The organism is Mucilaginibacter sp. CSA2-8R, assembly GCF_038806765.1.
Lineage (GTDB): Bacteria > Bacteroidota > Bacteroidia > Sphingobacteriales > Sphingobacteriaceae > Mucilaginibacter.
This window is the reverse complement of sequence record NZ_CP152389.1, coordinates 476,865-492,552: the sequence shown is the minus strand read 5'-3', so window position 1 is coordinate 492,552 and position 15,688 is coordinate 476,865. Positions and strand designations below refer to the sequence as shown.

The following is a 15,688-nucleotide window of genomic DNA, read 5'->3' as shown; positions in this document are numbered from 1 at the left end:
GCCGTATAAAGACGCATTAACACGTTAGCCTTTTTAATGCTAACGTACTTTTAACTTGCCCATACCCTCAATTAATGAACAGATTGTATTCGCTTATGTCGCTCGTGCTGCTTTTATGCCTTACAGCACCTCAAAGGCTGAAAGCCCAAAACACCCTGATTACCGAGATTTCAGAGCCTTATCTGGCCAAGCTTATTGATGCTGCTAAGGTTAACCAACCGCGCGTTAAATCTTTAAGTAACCGTGTCAATATCGCCCAGGGCAACATCAGCCGGGCCAGGTTATCTTACCTGGATGCCTTAACGTTTTCGTACGTTTATCAGCCCAATAGCACGTTTAACCTAAACGCCTTACAAACTACCGGAAGTACAGATTTGGTTGGCAGTCGTACAGGCTTATTTAAAGGCACTCAGTTTGGTGTATTTTTTAACTTAGGCTCGTATCTGCAAAAACCTTATGCTGTAAAGCAAGCTAAACAAGAACTAATTATTGCTAATAACGACATCCAGGAATCGATGATTACCTTAACCACACAGGTAAAAAAGCGTTACTACACCTATTTGCAAAAGGTAGCCTCACTAAAGTTGCAAATGCAGGCAGCCAGCGATGCTGATAATGTAATGCGCGATGTTAAATACAAGTTTCAAAAAGGCGAAGAAACATTAGACTCTTATAACAAAGCCCGGATTTCGCACACCCAGCAAATTCAAACTAAAATTACGGCCGAGGCCGATCTTTTTATGGCTAAAGCTGACTTGGAAGAAATTATTGGCGACAAACTTGAAAATATAAAGTAATGGATTTAAGTAGCTTCATTAAAGTATTATCACGACACAAGTACACGCTAATTATTGTACCTATTGTAGCAGTGATTGTTACTTATTTCCTGGTACGTAATCAGCCTGATACTTATTTGTCTTCAACGCTAATGTCTACCGGTATTGTTGACCAAACACAACAGGGCGTTGGTTCGTCAGCAGCTAATGCAGTACTGCAGGATACGCGGATACAGCAGGAGTTTAATAACCTGTTAGCGATGATCAAGTCTAAAAAGGTGGTAGACCAGCTATCGTATAAGCTGATGATGCACGATCTTACATCGGCTACACCTTATCGCAAACCCAGTAAGCTTTTTAGCAGCCTGGGCACCAGTGCTAAGGCGCATGCCCTGGAGGTGTACAATAAACTTTACCAGAACCACGAGTCATTATCGTTGTTTAATGCCGACCAGCGCGGCCTGCATGACCTGTTGGTGTCGATGAAATATGATGACCAGTCGTTGTTGCAAAAACTATCGGTATACCGGTCAGACAACAGTGATTATCTGTATGTGCAGTTTGAATCGGATAACCCCGACCTATCAGCACTGGCAGTAAACAGCCTTTGCGAAGAGTTTATTAATTATTATGCTACCCTGATAAAAGGTAACCAGCAACGTTCAGTAACCTTTTACAGCGAATTGGTTAAAGCCAAAAATGATACGCTGCAAAAACTACTGAATAAGCTTAAAGATTACAAGATCAAAAACCGGGTACTAAGCCTAACCGAGCAGTCTAAATCACTGTATGCACAGCTTTCAGATTTTGAAACTCGCCTGCAGCAAAACGAAAAAGACGCTATTGCCTATAAAGCAGCGCTTAATGATATTGACAACCAGTTTAACCCGGCCGACCGTAAATACGCCGAAAGCTCGATGGTGCGCATTAATCAAAATCTGGCGGGCACGCAATCGCAGCTCGAAGCTTTGAATAACGAGTATGTACAAAGCGGATTTAAACCTGGGTATACCGCGCGTATTGATTCGCTCAACCGTGTGCTGAGCACCCAGATCGGGCAGGCATCTGATAAGTACATTAACAACCCGATGGTAGCCAAACAAAGCCTGATACAGCAAAAGCTTGCCTTGCAGGTGCAATATGACCTGGCTAAAAACAGCACCGGTTCTATCCGCAACGAGATTGGCATGATAAACCAGCGCCTTACCGGACTGGTGCCTCATGAAGCTATAGTACAAGCCCAGGAAAGTGCCATTCAGTTGGCCCGCGATGAATACCTGGAGGTATTGTATAAATACAACCAAAGCCGTTTTGACTCTAATACCCTCGTGCATCTTAAACAATCGGAGATGGCCATGCCGGGCGGCGCCCAGCCATCTAAAAAAATGCTATTGGTAATCATATCCGGCGTGGTAAGTTTTATATTCTGTATTGTAGTATTTTTTATTCTATTTTACTTTGACAGCTCGGTTAAAACGCCTGCAGACTTGGCTAACGCCACTAAAACTGATGTACTGGGGTATTTGCACAAGTTAAACGGATCAACGTTAGACTTGCGCCAGATCTGGACAGACACTCACAGTAATGAAGACGAACGTCAGTTTAAAAATCTGATGCAGTCTATCCGGTATGAGATAGACACTGATTTAAAAAACGATAAAATATTACTCATAAACAGCTTGGTGCAAGGCGAAGGCAAAACGTTTTTAACTTTAAATTTGGCTTACGCCTACTCGTTCATCAACAAAAAAGTATTACTGATTGATGGTGACTTTACCTCACCCGACATTACCAAGGCCGTAAAACCCAACGCTTATCTTGAAGACTTTTTAAGCGGACAGATACAGGCAGACCAGATTACTTCTGTTTCTAAAATAAGCGTTTTGGGTAATCGCGGCAACGATGGTTCGCTGATGCAAATTGCATCAGAACACGAAATCAGGCAGAAATTTGATTATTTAAAAACTATATTCGACATTATTATTGTTGAAGCACCTGGGCTTAATACACTTAACAAATCAAAAGAGTGGGTTACCGTGGCCGATAAAATAGTAACAGTATTCAAAGCGGGTAAAGGTCTTAAAGAATATCATAAAGCACAAGTAAGTTATTTAAAGAGTTTGCCGGGCCAGTATATGGGTTGGATACTTAATGAAACGGACCCTAAACAGTTACCAGCCGAAGAGCTGGCTTAACCATCAGGAATAGAAGAGTAAAAAGATGCAAATCATCAAGATAATGTCGATAGCGTTTCAGGTGCTGATTGGGTATAACCTGGTGCTGCCCCTGCTGCTGTTAGCCATCTACAGCATACGACATAAACGGAGAGTTACCACGACTGCTGCACCTGTGCAGGCCGACTACGCCATCATTGTCACGGCCTACGAATGGGCAACGGCCATACCCGAGGTGGTAAACTCACTGCTGGCCCTTAACTACAGCAACTACCTGATTTATGTAGTGGCTGATAAATGCGACGTCAGCGGGCTTCACTTTGATGACGAGCGGGTCATCATTCTGCGCCCCGAGCAAACCCTGGCCGGCAACGTACGTTCGCACTTTTATGCCATTAACCACTTTAAGCGTGCACACGAGCGGCTTACCATCATCGACAGCGATAACCTGGCCCATCCTGAGTACCTGAACGAACTGAATAAACGCTTTGACCAAGGCTTTGAGGCGGTGCAAGGCGTTAGAGAAGCCAAGAATCTGGACACCACCTATGCCTGTTTAGATGCCGCCCGTGATATCTACTATCACTTTTATGATGGCCAGCTGCTTTTTGGAGCCGGTTCATCAGCTACCCTGGCAGGCTCGGGTATGGCTTTTACCACCAAGCTTTATGTAGATTGCCTGGGTGGTAGGGATGTAAGCGGGGCAGGTTTTGACAAAGTATTACAGGCGGCTATTTTAAGCCAAAACAAGCGCATTGCCTTTAGCGGCGAGGCCATTGTGTATGATGAAAAGACTACGCACTCTGAGCAATTGGTTAAACAGCGTGCCCGCTGGATTAACACCTGGTTCAAATATTTTAAATATGGTTTTACTTTGCTGCTACAGTCGGTAAAAAACTTCAGCTTAAACCAGTTTTTGTTCGGCCTGGTGCTGTTGCGGCCACCACTGTTTATCTTTTTGATACTCTCGGTGCTTTGTATGGCGGTTAATGTGCTGGTAAGCTGGACAGCAGTGGCGCTTTGGGCGACAGGCTTTGGCTTATTTGTATTGGGCTTTTACCTTTCGCTGGTCAACTCAGAAACTGATAAGCGCATTTATGCATCGCTGGTAAATATCCCAAAGTTTATCTACTTTCAGATACTTTCGCTGCTTAAGGCGCGCAAGGCCAACCAGTATTCGGTGGCTACACGCAGTACACAGCAGCCTACAACCGCTAAGTAAGTATGAGAATAAACCCTACCCCGAAGGCACTGCGCAACAACAAGCCCGACCCGGCTGTACAGGTTAAAATTGATCAGATTACCCGTTGGGTGGCTATTGCAGTCGCTTTTGTAAGTACGTTTTTCTTTTTTATCAAGATATTGTTTTTGTAAGTGAGCGAGTTCCAGGTCATCGTTAATGGTAGTAAACCCAAAGCCAGTTGGGGCAAGCGGCTTGCTAAGCTCTACTTTGTAGATAAGCTAAGTGCGCCAGCCGGTATTGCTATATTAATGGTGGCTGCCGGAATTATAGGCCTTGGAACGGCCTACAACGGAACATCATTCGGCATTTTAACGCTGGTTGCTATTGGTGTTTTTCCCTTACTGCATGGCATTGTCAGCTATCCTAAGTTTGGCATCATTTTGCAGCTCATTATGGCCTACTTCCTGTTCATGCTCGGAAGGCTTGGTGTACCTGGCCCAATAGGCACCTTAATGGATGGCTTGCAAGCCCTATTGTTGTTAGGGTTAGCCATCCGGATTAAGCGCAATGATAACAACTGGGCATATTTTAAAAGCCCTATTACTAAAGTATTGCTGATTTGGCTGGGCTATAACTTGCTCGAGTTTGGCAACCCCTTCGCCGAATCGCGTTTAGCCTGGGTTTTTACTATACGTACGGTGGCGATTGTACTGTTAGGTTATTTTGTTCACTTATACACTATACGCTCGGTAAGTTATATACGCACCCTGCTCAAGCTATGGCTGTTTATGAGCCTTATTGCGGCTTTGTACGCTTACAAGCAGGAATACATCGGCTTTTCGGACGTAGAGAATGCTTATTTGCATTCTGATCCGGCTATTGCATCTTTGCTTTTTATTGCCGGTCACTGGCGTAAATTCTCCACTTTTTCAGACCCGGTATCGTTTTCTTATAACATGGTGATGCCTACCATTTTGTGTATCTGCATCATTGCCGGTAAATTTAAACCCTGGAAAAAGGTAGCACTGATGATTTGTGCCGGGCTATACATGACATCGATGTTATTTTCGGGTACGCGCGGTGCCAACGTGCTTTTGCCCGCAGCGCTACTTTTATTTGCCATTTTAAACTACAGCAAACCTGTATTAGTTTTTACCTGTGTTGCTGCCGTATTTTTAGTAGTATTAATTAATATTCCTACCGGCAATGCCAATATTCAGCGTTTTCAAACCGCTTTCAGGCCAAATAATGACGACTCTTATATTCTGCGCAAGCGCAACCAGAAACGTATACAACCTTACATTTTAACCCATCCCATGGGTGGCGGCTTAGGCTCCACCGGCGACTGGGGCAAGAAATTTGCGCCGGGATCATTTCTATCCAGCTTTCCACCCGATAGCGGTTACATCAGGGTAGCGGTTGAGGAGGGCTCAATTGGTTTGTTCCTTTTTTGTCTCATGATGTTCGTCATCCTGAAAACAGGTATCAACAATTACTATCAGATGAAAGACCCTGAGCTTAAAACTTACTGCCTGGCCATGACGTTGATTGTATTTGCTTATAATATTGCTAACTTTCCGCAGGAAGCTTTGGTACAATACCCATCAAACGTGTTCTTTTATTTTGAAGTAGCGTTAATTGAAGTTACCTTCAGGTTAGACCAGGCTAAACAAAAAGAAAAACTGCAATTAGAAAAAACACCATCGCTTTTGCCACAAGTTATATGAGCAGCAACGCTTTAATCCAAAATAAAGACATCATTATTGTTGGGCAGCAACCCTGGGATACCGAAATTGGCAGTAACTGTAAAAACATTGCCTTGGAGCTTAGCAAGCACAACAGAGTACTGTATATAAACTCGCCGCTAGACCGTATTACCCTGCTGCGCCATAAAGACTCACCTAATGTAAAAACAAGGCTTGAGGTAATTAAGGGCAAAACCAACGGTTTGATACACCTGCAAAAAAACCTGTGGACTTATTACCCAGACGAGATTATTGAATCTATTAACTGGATGAAGCATAACGCTGTTTACACTTTTTTAAACAAAGTGAACAATAAGCGCTTTGCCCGTTCTATTAAAAAAGCGGTTAAACAATTGGGCTTTAAAGACTATGTATTGTTTAACGACAATGATATGTTCAGGTGCTTTTATTTGAAGGAGATGCTACAACCTGCACTCAGCATTTACTATTCCCGAGATTTTATGCTGGCTGTAGATTACTGGAAAACGCATGGCACCACAATGGAACCCGAACTGATTGCCAAAAGCGATATCTGTGTAGCTAACTCTACTTACCTGGCTAATTATTGCAAACAATATAATGCCAACTCTTTTTATGTAGGCCAGGGTTGTGACCTAGATACGTTTACCGGCTACAATCAGCAAAAGCCGGCACCGCTGGATATTGCCTACATACCTAAGCCCATTGTAGGCTATGTTGGGGCACTGCAAAGCATCAGGCTGGATATGGACATTATTAGAAATTTAGCTAAGCAGCGCCCGCATATCAATATCGTGTTGGTTGGTCCTGAGGATGGCGAATTTCAAAAAAGTGATTTGCACCGGATGCCTAATGTCCATTTTTTAGGCGCTAAAAACACCGACTTATTACCAGCTTACATCAGCGCCTTTGATGTTTGCATCAACCCGCAAATTGTTAACCAAGTAACCATTGGCAATTATCCGCGCAAAATTGATGAGTATTTAGCTATGGGTAAACCTACCCTGGCTACCCGCACCGAAGCAATGAGCACCTTTGCCAGCCATGTTTATTTGGGAGATACCAAAGAGGATTATGTTAGGCTGGTTGATAAAGCACTATCTGAAAACAGCGAACGCCTGCAACACGAGCGCATTAAGTTTGCCGCTACCCACACCTGGACAAATAATGTAGCCGAAATTTATTCGGCTATTAAAAAAGTACTTCCCACGTATGCTTAACGTTGCGGTACAGCGCCCGGCCTAATACAACAGCCGGGTTATTGCTCTGCCGTAAATCACTGCGTTTCATCGTACTGGGCTCGTCGTTCGAGTTAATCTGATCAAACAAGCCTTTATAATCTTCATAAAACATTGCCTTACCCTGCTTTTTGATGAACGAAAGGTTCATTAAAAACTCCGTACGGTCGCCTTTAATCCCTTCGGCATAGCGGCCAAATTTTTCAAAGAAAGATGTACGGCGTAAATGCGGGTGATCACTGTATACATGAAACTTGCGGTATCCGGGATACCATATCTTAAATGCCATTTCGGAAAAGCCGTTACGATAAGGCTTTAAATATGGGTATTTGAAATAAGCATAAAAGCGCACCATATCAACATCAGCGCGCTCATTCATAATACCAAGTGCATCATTTAAATGAGTACCATAACCAGCAGCGGGGTCAAAATCCTCTTGTACATATAAGGTATATGGCGTATTTACGGCGTCCTGCCCCTTATTAATATTGTTGCCTAACCCTTTATTTTGGGGCGTAGTTACCAACCGAAATTTGTATTGAACAGACAGTTGCTGCAATTTGTTAATATGCTCGAGCTTGCTGCCATCATCAGACACTACAATATCACCAAACGCGATACCCTGGTTTTGAAATGTTTGCAGGAGCCTTTGCAATGACTGGCTGCGGTTGTAATGAGTGACTAATAATGTAATAGCCGAAAACTGCGTTGATACGGGCACTGTACTAATTTTATGATATTAGGCTATTACGTATTTAAACAATGGTAGTTACCTGCAATGGTATAATTCAGCAAAATTACACCTTATAATTTCCTTATAATTCCAATCAGTTCGCTTCACTCCAAAACCAACGAGTATATTTAGTAAGCTTTACTTTAATAACTAAATATTGATACGCTACAAAAAATAAGCCTTAAAAATACTTATGTAAGCATAACCACTCTCGCTTATATGAGTGTTTACCTAAAACTTTTGATTGGTTTTTTAAGTAAAAGGGCTTAATTATTTACGAGTATCTATTGCAGTATTTTATACTCGGTTAACATGAAATAAAATGAAAATAGCACATTTGATACTGGCGCATAACAACCCCAGCCAACTCGAAAGCCTGGTAAAACGCCTGATTTATAAAGATGATGCTGTATATATTCACCTTGATAAAAAAACCGATTTCAGCCAGTTTGCCCGATTGGCCAGCCTGCCCAATGTTATTTTTGTTAAAAAGCGGGTAAAGGTTACCTGGGGAGCCTGCAATATCGTTACAGCTACCATTAATGGCTTTAAAGAAATAATAGCATCGGGAGTGGCTTATGATTACTTAAACCTGCTCAGCGGAGCCGATTATCCTTTACAGCCGCCAGCCGCTTTTCACCAATATTTATCTGCCCATCAGGGCAAAGCGTTTATGAGCTACGCCAAAATGCACAGCGAATGGCAGGAAGCCTTACCACGGGTTGAGCAATATCATTTAAACAATTTTAAATTTCCTGGGCGCTACGTTGCCCAAAAGCTGGTAAACCGGGTAATGCCAAAGCGCAATGTACCGAGCGGGTTAGTGCCTGTTGGTCGTTCGCAGTGGTTTACCATTCCAGTAGCTTGTGTAAGGCATATTGTAAGTTACTGGCAAAAAAACAATCGTTTAAGGCGGTTTACCACTTTTACCTGGGCACCCGATGAATTTATATTTCAAACCATCTTATACAACTCCACACATTGTAAAATACTGGTTAACAACAATCTTCGCTACATGGATTGGCCGGCGGGTGCAGCCAGCCCCAAAATGCTATCCATGGCCGACCATGAGCACATCATCAACTCAGAACACTTCTTTGCCCGCAAATTTGACTTCGAAAAATCGCCCGACCTGCTTAACCTGCTTAATCAACGGTTAGAACAATCTGCTAATTTAAATTGAGTGTAGCCCGAAAAATATTCACTGGGTTGTTAAAGCAATAAGTAAACCGGTCGGCAGCTTTGGCAATAATTAAAAGCCCCATGTGCTCGTGCAGGTGCTGTATGGTAATTTCGTCATTCTGGGGTTCGCGGCAAAAAAAGCTTAGCACTTGGTCACTTTCCTTAGTTACATACAGCTCATGTAAACCATCGGCGGTAATAAGTGTGGGTACACCGTTTTTTAAGTAACCGGCTTTATTCATCAGCTCCAGCTTATTTCCTTCATCAAATTTGGCAATGCTTAAACAGTCCTTTTCGATAGTAAGCGTAAAAACTGTTTTAGCGCAGGCAGCATGCTTAACGGCGTTGTTTATTAATTCGCCTATTATGTAACGGGCTTTAAATAACAACTGCCCATTATGATGGTGATTTACCAAATGGCTTACTAAACATTCGAGCACTTGGCGACTAAAGCTGCTGATGCTGTCCGCCTGATTATCAAATTCGAAACTCTGATTGGTATCCATCTCCTATTGAGTTAAAGCAGCTTTTGCAGTTTGCTCATCGGCATATATTTTAAAAACCTGGTCTAATCTGATCAGTTTAAGCAAATCGTAAACATCTTTTTGCAAACCTAACAACATCAGGTCGTTTCCGGAACCCAAAGCATGTTTTAAACCTGCTACTAATGCGCCTAAAAATGAGCTATCAACATAGGCAACCTGTTCCAAGCTAAGCCATACATTCTTTTGTTCTTTGTTCAATAATGATACCAGTTCGGTTTTAAACTGATCAGAATGGTTGAGGTTAGCTTCAGTAATGTTAACTTTAGCTATAATGTATCCGGATTGTTCTTTAATGATTTCGAGCATGTTCATCAGATTTTTTGAAGGCAGATAATACTACTATCGTCGGTTAAAACGACTGCTTGCTGCTGCAAATTGTTTTTAATATCATTAAAAGCTTGCCCTGCATGCAAGTAATCAGCCATTTGGTTGGCAAAATAGTTATAATCTGTTTTCTGCTGTCCGCCGCTGTTGATGTCAATCAGGCCGTCAGTAAAGATAAAAAGTTGATCTGTATGAGCCATCACAATCTCCTGCTCGGTATAAAGCCCGTCGGGCAATACACCCAACAGCATACCTGTAGATTTTACATGCAAAAGGTTTTGTATGTCTGCCCGGTAATGCAGTAAAGGCAAATCACCAGCACCTGAATAGATGACCCTCCCGGTCTGTTTTTCGATACGCACCAGTGAAACACTTGATAAAATGTTGGCCAAGCCTTCGTCCTGCCATATTACGGCGTTAATTTGCTGCAAAGTATTAGCTAATGAAGTATTCGCGGTGATTACACTAAACCTGATGGCAGCCCTGATATAGCTTAAATAAGTAAACGTATAAAACCAGGCCTTCCATTTTTTACCCATTAAATCACCTATTACTATGAAAAGGTAATTATCGGTATCGATAAAATCTATAAAATCTCCACCTGGTATATTTTGATAGCTCTGATGCCAAAAGTCTACCTTAAAGCCCTTTATTTGCGGTGGGTTTTCCGGCACGGTTTTAATATTAAGCGCAGCAACCGTTTTTCGTATTTCTTTCTCAGTAATTTCGCGCTGCTTGCTTACGGTATGCAACAGGTTATTCAGTTTGGCTACAATAACATCAAATGGCGTGGTTTTAAGTACATAATCAATAGCCTGCAAATTAAGGCCCGTATACATAATGCCTTCATCTTCGTGTGCGGTTAAAAACAAAAAGGGTATTTCCTTTAAAGCATCAGTCTGCAAAACATTAAGTCTAAATTCGAGCCCGTTCATACCTGGCATTTCGTAGTCTGATAAGATAACATCGGGTCTAAACGTTTTCAAACTCTCCAGCGCCTCGGCACCCGAATTTGCAGCATGGCAATTAAATCCGGCTGCGGTAAACGCTTGACATAATATTTTTAAAAACAGCGGGTTGTCGTCAACCAGTAAAATATTTTTTGATATACCAGTTGCCATCGTTACGTTGTTCTTAATGGTTTGTAAATAGACCTCACCAGCAGATATATTCCGGAAAGTATAATTAACAGTGATATGAGGTCCATCAAAGTAATCCCATCCTGTATATTAAAGTAAAAGACAGTAAACATCTCAAAATAGGGCGGCGCAGGCATCACAATCATGGCAAAACCCAGCACAATCAATACCAGGCTAATGATGATCAAAAAAAACCTGGACAAACGCTCACCCATCAAATATTTTTTCGACATCCGGGTATCAACCTGATGATTGGCCAGCAATACACTAAACTCATCCAACAATTCGGTCCGGTTTACTTTATCAGCTGTATTAATTTGCTTAAACGCATCTAACGGCTGCTTATAAGATGTCTTTTTTTGCAGTACCTGATTTAACCGTTGCTGAACGCTGCGCACTTTCGCATTATCAATGTCAATATCGGCAAGCAGGGCAAGCAATTCATCTAATTTGTGATCAATGTTAATTTGCTTTTCAACTACACGCGGCAGTTGTTGCACCTCCTTTTGTATATTTTTTTGCTTTGCCAATTTAAAGTGCTTAATTCATCTCAACCTTTATACTACCATTTTCGTAAACGCCCGCAATGAAAAAGGTATCGCTCATTACGGTTAACTACAATCAAAATCAGGTCACTGAGCAGTTGCTGGCCTCTATTGCGTCAACAAATACCTATCCGGCTATTCAGATCATTGTGGTGGATAATGCCAGTAAGCAAAACCCGGTACCGCAGTGGCAAACCCAATACCCTAACGTGACCTTTATACGCTCGGATGTCAATCTGGGTTTTGCAGGCGGAAACAATTTAGGTATCACCGCCGCTTCAGGCCACTACCTGTTCTTTATCAACAACGATACCGAGTTTACCCCGGGACTGGTAGAAACCCTGGTGGCGGTTTTAGACAAGCATCCCAAGGTGGGCATGGTATCACCTAAAATACGCTACTTCGATCAGCCCCACCTGCTGCAGTATGCCGGCTTTACCCCCATGAACTACTATACCATGCGCAACCGCTGCATCGGTCAGTTTGAGCAGGATCAAGGCCAGTACGATCATACCACCGGCCCTACCGGCTATGTGCATGGCGCTGCCATGATGGTGCGGCGCCAGGCCATGGATCAAGCAGGCCTGATGGCAGAAAACTTCTTTTTGTATTACGAAGAGATGGACTGGAACGACCACATCAAGCGTGCCGGCTACGAAATATGGCTCGAGCCCAAAGCCCTGATCTATCATAAAGAATCAGTTTCGGTAGGTAAGATGAGCGGACTTAAGGAGTACTTTATGAACCGTAACCGTATTTTGTTTATCCGGCGTAATGCTCCTTCTGCCTTTACTATTATGGTGTTTTACCTGTATTTTTTATCGGTAGTTACCCCCCGCAATCTGCTCAGTTATGCCCGGCAGGGCCACAAAGGATTTGCAGGCCTGTTGTTTAAGGCCATCAGGTGGAACTTTACCAACAGCAAAACCAGCACTCACTTAGGATACCCCTTTAATTAATTTATGGAAATATTATTTTGGCTTAGCCTGTTTATTGTTTTTTACGCTTTTGCCGGTTACGGCATTTTGCTGTTTGCACTGGTTAAGCTCAAGCGTATGTTAAAGGGAAAGCCCATAGTTCCGGCTATTAGCGAGGCCACCCTCCCCGCTTGCAGCCTGGTGATTGCCGCTTACAATGAGGAAGGGTTTATTACCCAAAAGATTGCAAACACGCTGCAACTGCAATACCCCGAGGGCAAGCTCGAACTGATTTTTGTTACCGACGGCTCATCCGACCGTACCCCCGAGCTGGTGGCTGCTTATCCGCAGATCCGGCTGCTGCACTCGCCCGAGCGCCGGGGCAAGATCGCAGCCGTTCACCGTGCCATGGACACAGTGACCACCGAGGTAGTCGTGTTTACCGATGCCAACACCTTCCTCAACCCGGATGCCCTGCTCAACATCTGCCGCCATTATGCCGATGCTAAGGTGGGTGCCGTAGCAGGCGAAAAGCGGGTCATGGTAGAGGCTACAGCTGATGCTACCGCCGGCGAGGGCTTTTACTGGAAATACGAGTCGAAACTTAAAGCCTGGGATTCGGAGCTCTACTCGGTTGTAGGCGCTGCAGGTGAGCTTTTCAGCATCCGCACAGGGCTTTACCAGCCGGTATCGCCCAACGCTATTCTGGACGATTTTATGATCTCGCTGCTGGTAGCCCAGAAAGGCTACCGGGTGGTGTACGAGCCCGAGGCTTACGCCAGCGAAACCTCGTCGGCCAACGTCAAAGAAGAGCTCAAACGCAAGATTCGCATTGCAGCGGGCGGCTTGCAGTCCATCGTTTGGCTTAAAAGCCTGCTGAACCCTTTGGTGCAGCCACTTTTATCTTTCCAGTACATCAGCCACCGGGTGCTGAGGTGGACCGTAGTTCCTTTTCTGATGATTTTGGCTTTGATCCTGAACGCTGTGATCGTGCTTCAGGGCCATGCATCGCTGGTTTACCAGGTGCTGCTGGCCACGCAGGTCGTTTTTTACACAGCAGCACTAACCGGCTGGCTGCTGGAACGCAGGGAGATCAAAGTCAAGGCGCTGTTCATCCCCTACTACTTCTGTATGATGAACTATGCCGTTATTCGTGGCATCTTCCGCTACCTGGCAGGCACCCAAAGCGCTGCCTGGGATAAAGCTATTCGTAAACACGATGGCCAGAATCATCCTTCAATAATTCAGTAATAGTTAGTTTATAACGCAAAGCCAATGTCGTTCAAAGATCAGATCAAAAATAATCCTTCATTAAAAAAGACGGTCCATCGTATGCTTATTCCCAAAGGTGGCGCTGCACCGCGGCTGTGGGTAAAGCTTTTCCTCAACCCGTTTTTACACAAACGCGGTAGAGGTTCAACCATCCGCAGCCGTACACGCATTGATGTACTGCCCTTTAACCGTTTTGAGTTGGGCACAAATTCAACTATTGAAGATTTTTGCACCATCAACAATGGTGTAGGCGATGTAATTATCGGCAACAACAGTTTGGTAGGTATGAGCAATGTAATTATCGGGCCAGTAACTATTGGTAATGATGTTATACTAGCACAAAATATTGTAGTTAGCGCCCTTAATCACGAATACCGTGATGTAAGCCAGCCTATACATGCTCAAAAAATATTAACTGCGCCTATTATTATCGAAGATGAATGCTGGATAGCGGCCAATGCGGTAATCACATCGGGCGTAACCGTGGGGAAGCATAGTGTTGTGGCAGCCAATGCCGTAGTTACTAAAAGTGTACCGCCGTACTCGGTTGTGGCAGGCAACCCCGCTAAGGTTATTAAAAAATATGATTTTGATTTAAAGGATTGGGTAACGGTTAAATTAGTAGCATTTACTTAAACAATTAATCCTAGAAACCATTGTAGGTATGACCGGACATCCGGTCTATTAAACTGGCCCTTGTGTTAGTACAGATAAAAATGGCAAGGCCAAAGTTAGTTTTTATACCGCCGATAACTAAGGCACCTATACTATAACTATTGCGGGATGCGAAGTGCAGGGCAATATAGGCAGTAAAACTACAGCCACCAGTGTTAAAAAGCGACTTTGACATTATTGAATACAGAAGGTTACCTTGTATTCAAATAGAGAGCTTTATTACAGCAGGCCTTCATCAGCAAAACTGTAAAACCCACCGTCGGTAATAATCAGGTGATCGAGCACGCCAATATCCAGTATTTTTCCGGCCTGATGTATTTTGCGGGTTAGATCAATATCTTGCTGGCTAGCTTTAAGTTACCCGAAGGATGATTGTGCGCCAAAATGATAGACGATGCCTGATGCTGCAAAGCAATACTAAATATAATTTTAGGATCAGCTACCGTGCCCGAAAGCCCGCCTTTACTAATGAGTTCTTTGGCGATGATTTTACAGCTGCGGCTTAACAGCAGTATCCAAAATTCTTCATGATTTAAATCTACCAAATGGCGGCGCAGTACTTGATAAACGCTCTGGCTGCCGGTAATGGTTTCGGGTACTTTAATCTCGGTTTCGTTACGCCGCCGCCCCAGCTCAAGCGCAGCAATAATAGCAATGGCCTTAGCCTCACCAATGCCTTTAAATTTTGAAAGCTCACTTACCGAAACCTTACCCAGCCGCTGCAAATCGTTTTCGTAATGATGCAGTATGCGCTTGCTCAGCTCAACGGCCGTTTCTGTACGACTGCCCGAGCCAATTAAAATGGCAATCAGCTCGGCATCGCTGAGTGCACGGCGGCCTTGGCTATTCAGTTTTTCGCGCGGCCTGTCTTCTTCGGCCCAGGCTTTAATACTAATTTTGGTTTCGTAAACTTCCACGGCCTTAAACTATTGAAAAATAGCTGTAAAACAAAAAGGCTGCACATACATGCAGCCTTTTACTTTCAAAAAATGAAAATATTATTGTAAGCCGTTTACAAACTTAGTCAGCTTTGACTTATTGTTTGAAGCTTTGTTTTTGTGTATTACGTTTTTCTTGGCTAAACGGTCAAGCATTGAAATTACTGTAGTCAGTAAAGGGGCTGCCTCAGCTTTAGAAGTTGAGCCTCTTAATTTCTTGATAGCGTTTCTGGTGGTTTTAGCCTGATATCTGTTACGCAGACGCTTCGCAGCGTTGGCCCGGATTCTTTTAATTGCTGATTTATGATTTGCCATTTTTTAGC

Annotated in this window: 17 protein-coding genes and 1 pseudogene; 10 read left to right on the top strand and 8 right to left on the bottom strand. The window is 43.4% G+C overall.

Features of this window, described 5'->3' with window-relative positions; genetic code table 11:
- The first annotated feature begins 74 nt into the window (after positions 1-74).
- Genes AAGR14_RS02070 through AAGR14_RS02045 form a run of 6 tightly spaced genes read left to right on the top strand, consistent with a single transcriptional unit; the run spans position 75 to position 7,077 of the window.
- On the top strand, positions 75-797 hold the full coding sequence (locus tag AAGR14_RS02070) for a TolC family protein (RefSeq protein WP_342646935.1): 723 nt from the start codon (positions 75-77) through the stop codon (positions 795-797).
- A complete protein-coding gene (locus AAGR14_RS02065) occupies positions 797-2,971 on the top strand; it encodes a lipopolysaccharide biosynthesis protein (protein WP_342646934.1) in 2,175 nt (724 codons plus the stop codon). Before AAGR14_RS02070 ends, AAGR14_RS02065 begins: the two co-directional genes overlap by 1 nt.
- A 43-nt stretch (positions 2,972-3,014) precedes the next feature.
- The gene (locus tag AAGR14_RS02060; RefSeq protein WP_342646933.1) at positions 3,015-4,172 is read left to right on the top strand and encodes a glycosyltransferase; all 1,158 of its coding nucleotides are present in this window, start codon (positions 3,015-3,017) and stop codon (positions 4,170-4,172) included.
- 2 nt (positions 4,173-4,174) lie between these two features.
- A complete protein-coding gene (locus AAGR14_RS02055) occupies positions 4,175-4,324 on the top strand; it encodes a hypothetical protein (RefSeq protein ID WP_342646932.1) in 150 nt (49 codons plus the stop codon).
- On the top strand, positions 4,325-5,860 hold the full coding sequence (locus AAGR14_RS02050) for an O-antigen ligase family protein (RefSeq protein ID WP_342646931.1): 1,536 nt from the start codon (positions 4,325-4,327) through the stop codon (positions 5,858-5,860).
- Complete coding sequence (locus AAGR14_RS02045; protein ID WP_342646930.1) at positions 5,857-7,077, top strand: glycosyltransferase; 1,221 nt, start codon at positions 5,857-5,859, stop codon at positions 7,075-7,077. The genes AAGR14_RS02050 and AAGR14_RS02045 overlap by 4 nt, the downstream gene beginning before the upstream one ends.
- Here AAGR14_RS02045 and AAGR14_RS02040 read toward each other — a convergent pair.
- Entirely contained in the window at positions 7,049-7,816 is a 768-nt protein-coding gene (locus AAGR14_RS02040) for a glycosyltransferase (RefSeq protein WP_342646929.1), read from the bottom strand. The genes AAGR14_RS02045 and AAGR14_RS02040 overlap by 29 nt on opposite strands.
- Positions 7,817-8,150: 334 nt before the next feature.
- Here AAGR14_RS02040 and AAGR14_RS02035 point away from each other — a divergent pair, with 334 nt between their 5' ends.
- Positions 8,151-9,011, top strand: a complete 861-nt coding sequence (locus tag AAGR14_RS02035; RefSeq protein ID WP_342646928.1) for a beta-1,6-N-acetylglucosaminyltransferase — start codon at positions 8,151-8,153, stop codon at positions 9,009-9,011.
- On the opposite strand, the gene AAGR14_RS02030 is transcribed toward AAGR14_RS02035, so the two are convergent.
- From AAGR14_RS02030 to AAGR14_RS02015, 4 genes are read right to left on the bottom strand one after another with little or no spacing between them, the layout of a single operon-like run.
- Positions 8,998-9,516 (bottom strand): hypothetical protein, encoded by a 519-nt coding sequence (locus AAGR14_RS02030; RefSeq protein WP_342646927.1) that lies wholly within the window; start codon positions 9,514-9,516, stop codon positions 8,998-9,000. The two genes, AAGR14_RS02035 and AAGR14_RS02030, sit on opposite strands and share 14 nt — an antisense overlap.
- A gap of 3 nt (positions 9,517-9,519) precedes the next feature.
- Positions 9,520-9,867, bottom strand: coding sequence for an STAS domain-containing protein (locus AAGR14_RS02025; RefSeq protein ID WP_342646926.1), 348 nt, complete (start codon positions 9,865-9,867; stop codon positions 9,520-9,522).
- Complete coding sequence (locus AAGR14_RS02020) at positions 9,867-11,000, bottom strand: fused response regulator/phosphatase (protein WP_342646925.1); 1,134 nt, start codon at positions 10,998-11,000, stop codon at positions 9,867-9,869. The genes AAGR14_RS02025 and AAGR14_RS02020 overlap by 1 nt, the downstream gene beginning before the upstream one ends.
- 2 nt (positions 11,001-11,002) lie before the next feature.
- Positions 11,003-11,548 carry a hypothetical protein gene (locus AAGR14_RS02015; protein ID WP_342646924.1) on the bottom strand — a complete coding sequence of 182 codons (546 nt, stop codon included), beginning with the start codon at positions 11,546-11,548 and terminating at the stop codon, positions 11,003-11,005.
- Positions 11,549-11,604: 56 nt separating this feature from the next.
- On the opposite strand from AAGR14_RS02015, the gene AAGR14_RS02010 reads away from it, so the two are divergent.
- The 3 genes from AAGR14_RS02010 to AAGR14_RS02000 are packed head-to-tail and all read left to right on the top strand — an operon-like array spanning position 11,605 to position 14,388.
- Positions 11,605-12,522: a glycosyltransferase family 2 protein gene (locus AAGR14_RS02010; protein ID WP_342645481.1), complete on the top strand. Its 918-nt coding sequence runs from the start codon at positions 11,605-11,607 to the stop codon at positions 12,520-12,522.
- 3 nt (positions 12,523-12,525) lie between these two features.
- Entirely contained in the window at positions 12,526-13,731 is a 1,206-nt protein-coding gene (locus tag AAGR14_RS02005; RefSeq protein ID WP_342646923.1) for a glycosyltransferase family 2 protein, read from the top strand.
- Between the two features lie 24 nt (positions 13,732-13,755).
- A complete protein-coding gene (locus AAGR14_RS02000) occupies positions 13,756-14,388 on the top strand; it encodes an acyltransferase (protein ID WP_342646922.1) in 633 nt (210 codons plus the stop codon).
- A 10-nt stretch (positions 14,389-14,398) separates the two neighbouring features.
- On the opposite strand, the gene AAGR14_RS01995 is transcribed toward AAGR14_RS02000, so the two are convergent.
- From AAGR14_RS01995 to rpsT, 3 genes and pseudogenes are all read right to left on the bottom strand, one after another.
- Complete coding sequence (locus AAGR14_RS01995; protein WP_342646921.1) at positions 14,399-14,602, bottom strand: hypothetical protein; 204 nt, start codon at positions 14,600-14,602, stop codon at positions 14,399-14,401.
- A gap of 44 nt (positions 14,603-14,646) precedes the next feature.
- Positions 14,647-15,344: pseudogene (radC, locus tag AAGR14_RS01990) on the bottom strand (DNA repair protein RadC).
- 81 nt (positions 15,345-15,425) lie between these two features.
- A complete protein-coding gene (gene rpsT / locus AAGR14_RS01985) occupies positions 15,426-15,680 on the bottom strand; it encodes a 30S ribosomal protein S20 (protein ID WP_342646920.1) in 255 nt (84 codons plus the stop codon).
- Between the last annotated feature and the right edge of the window lie 8 nt (positions 15,681-15,688).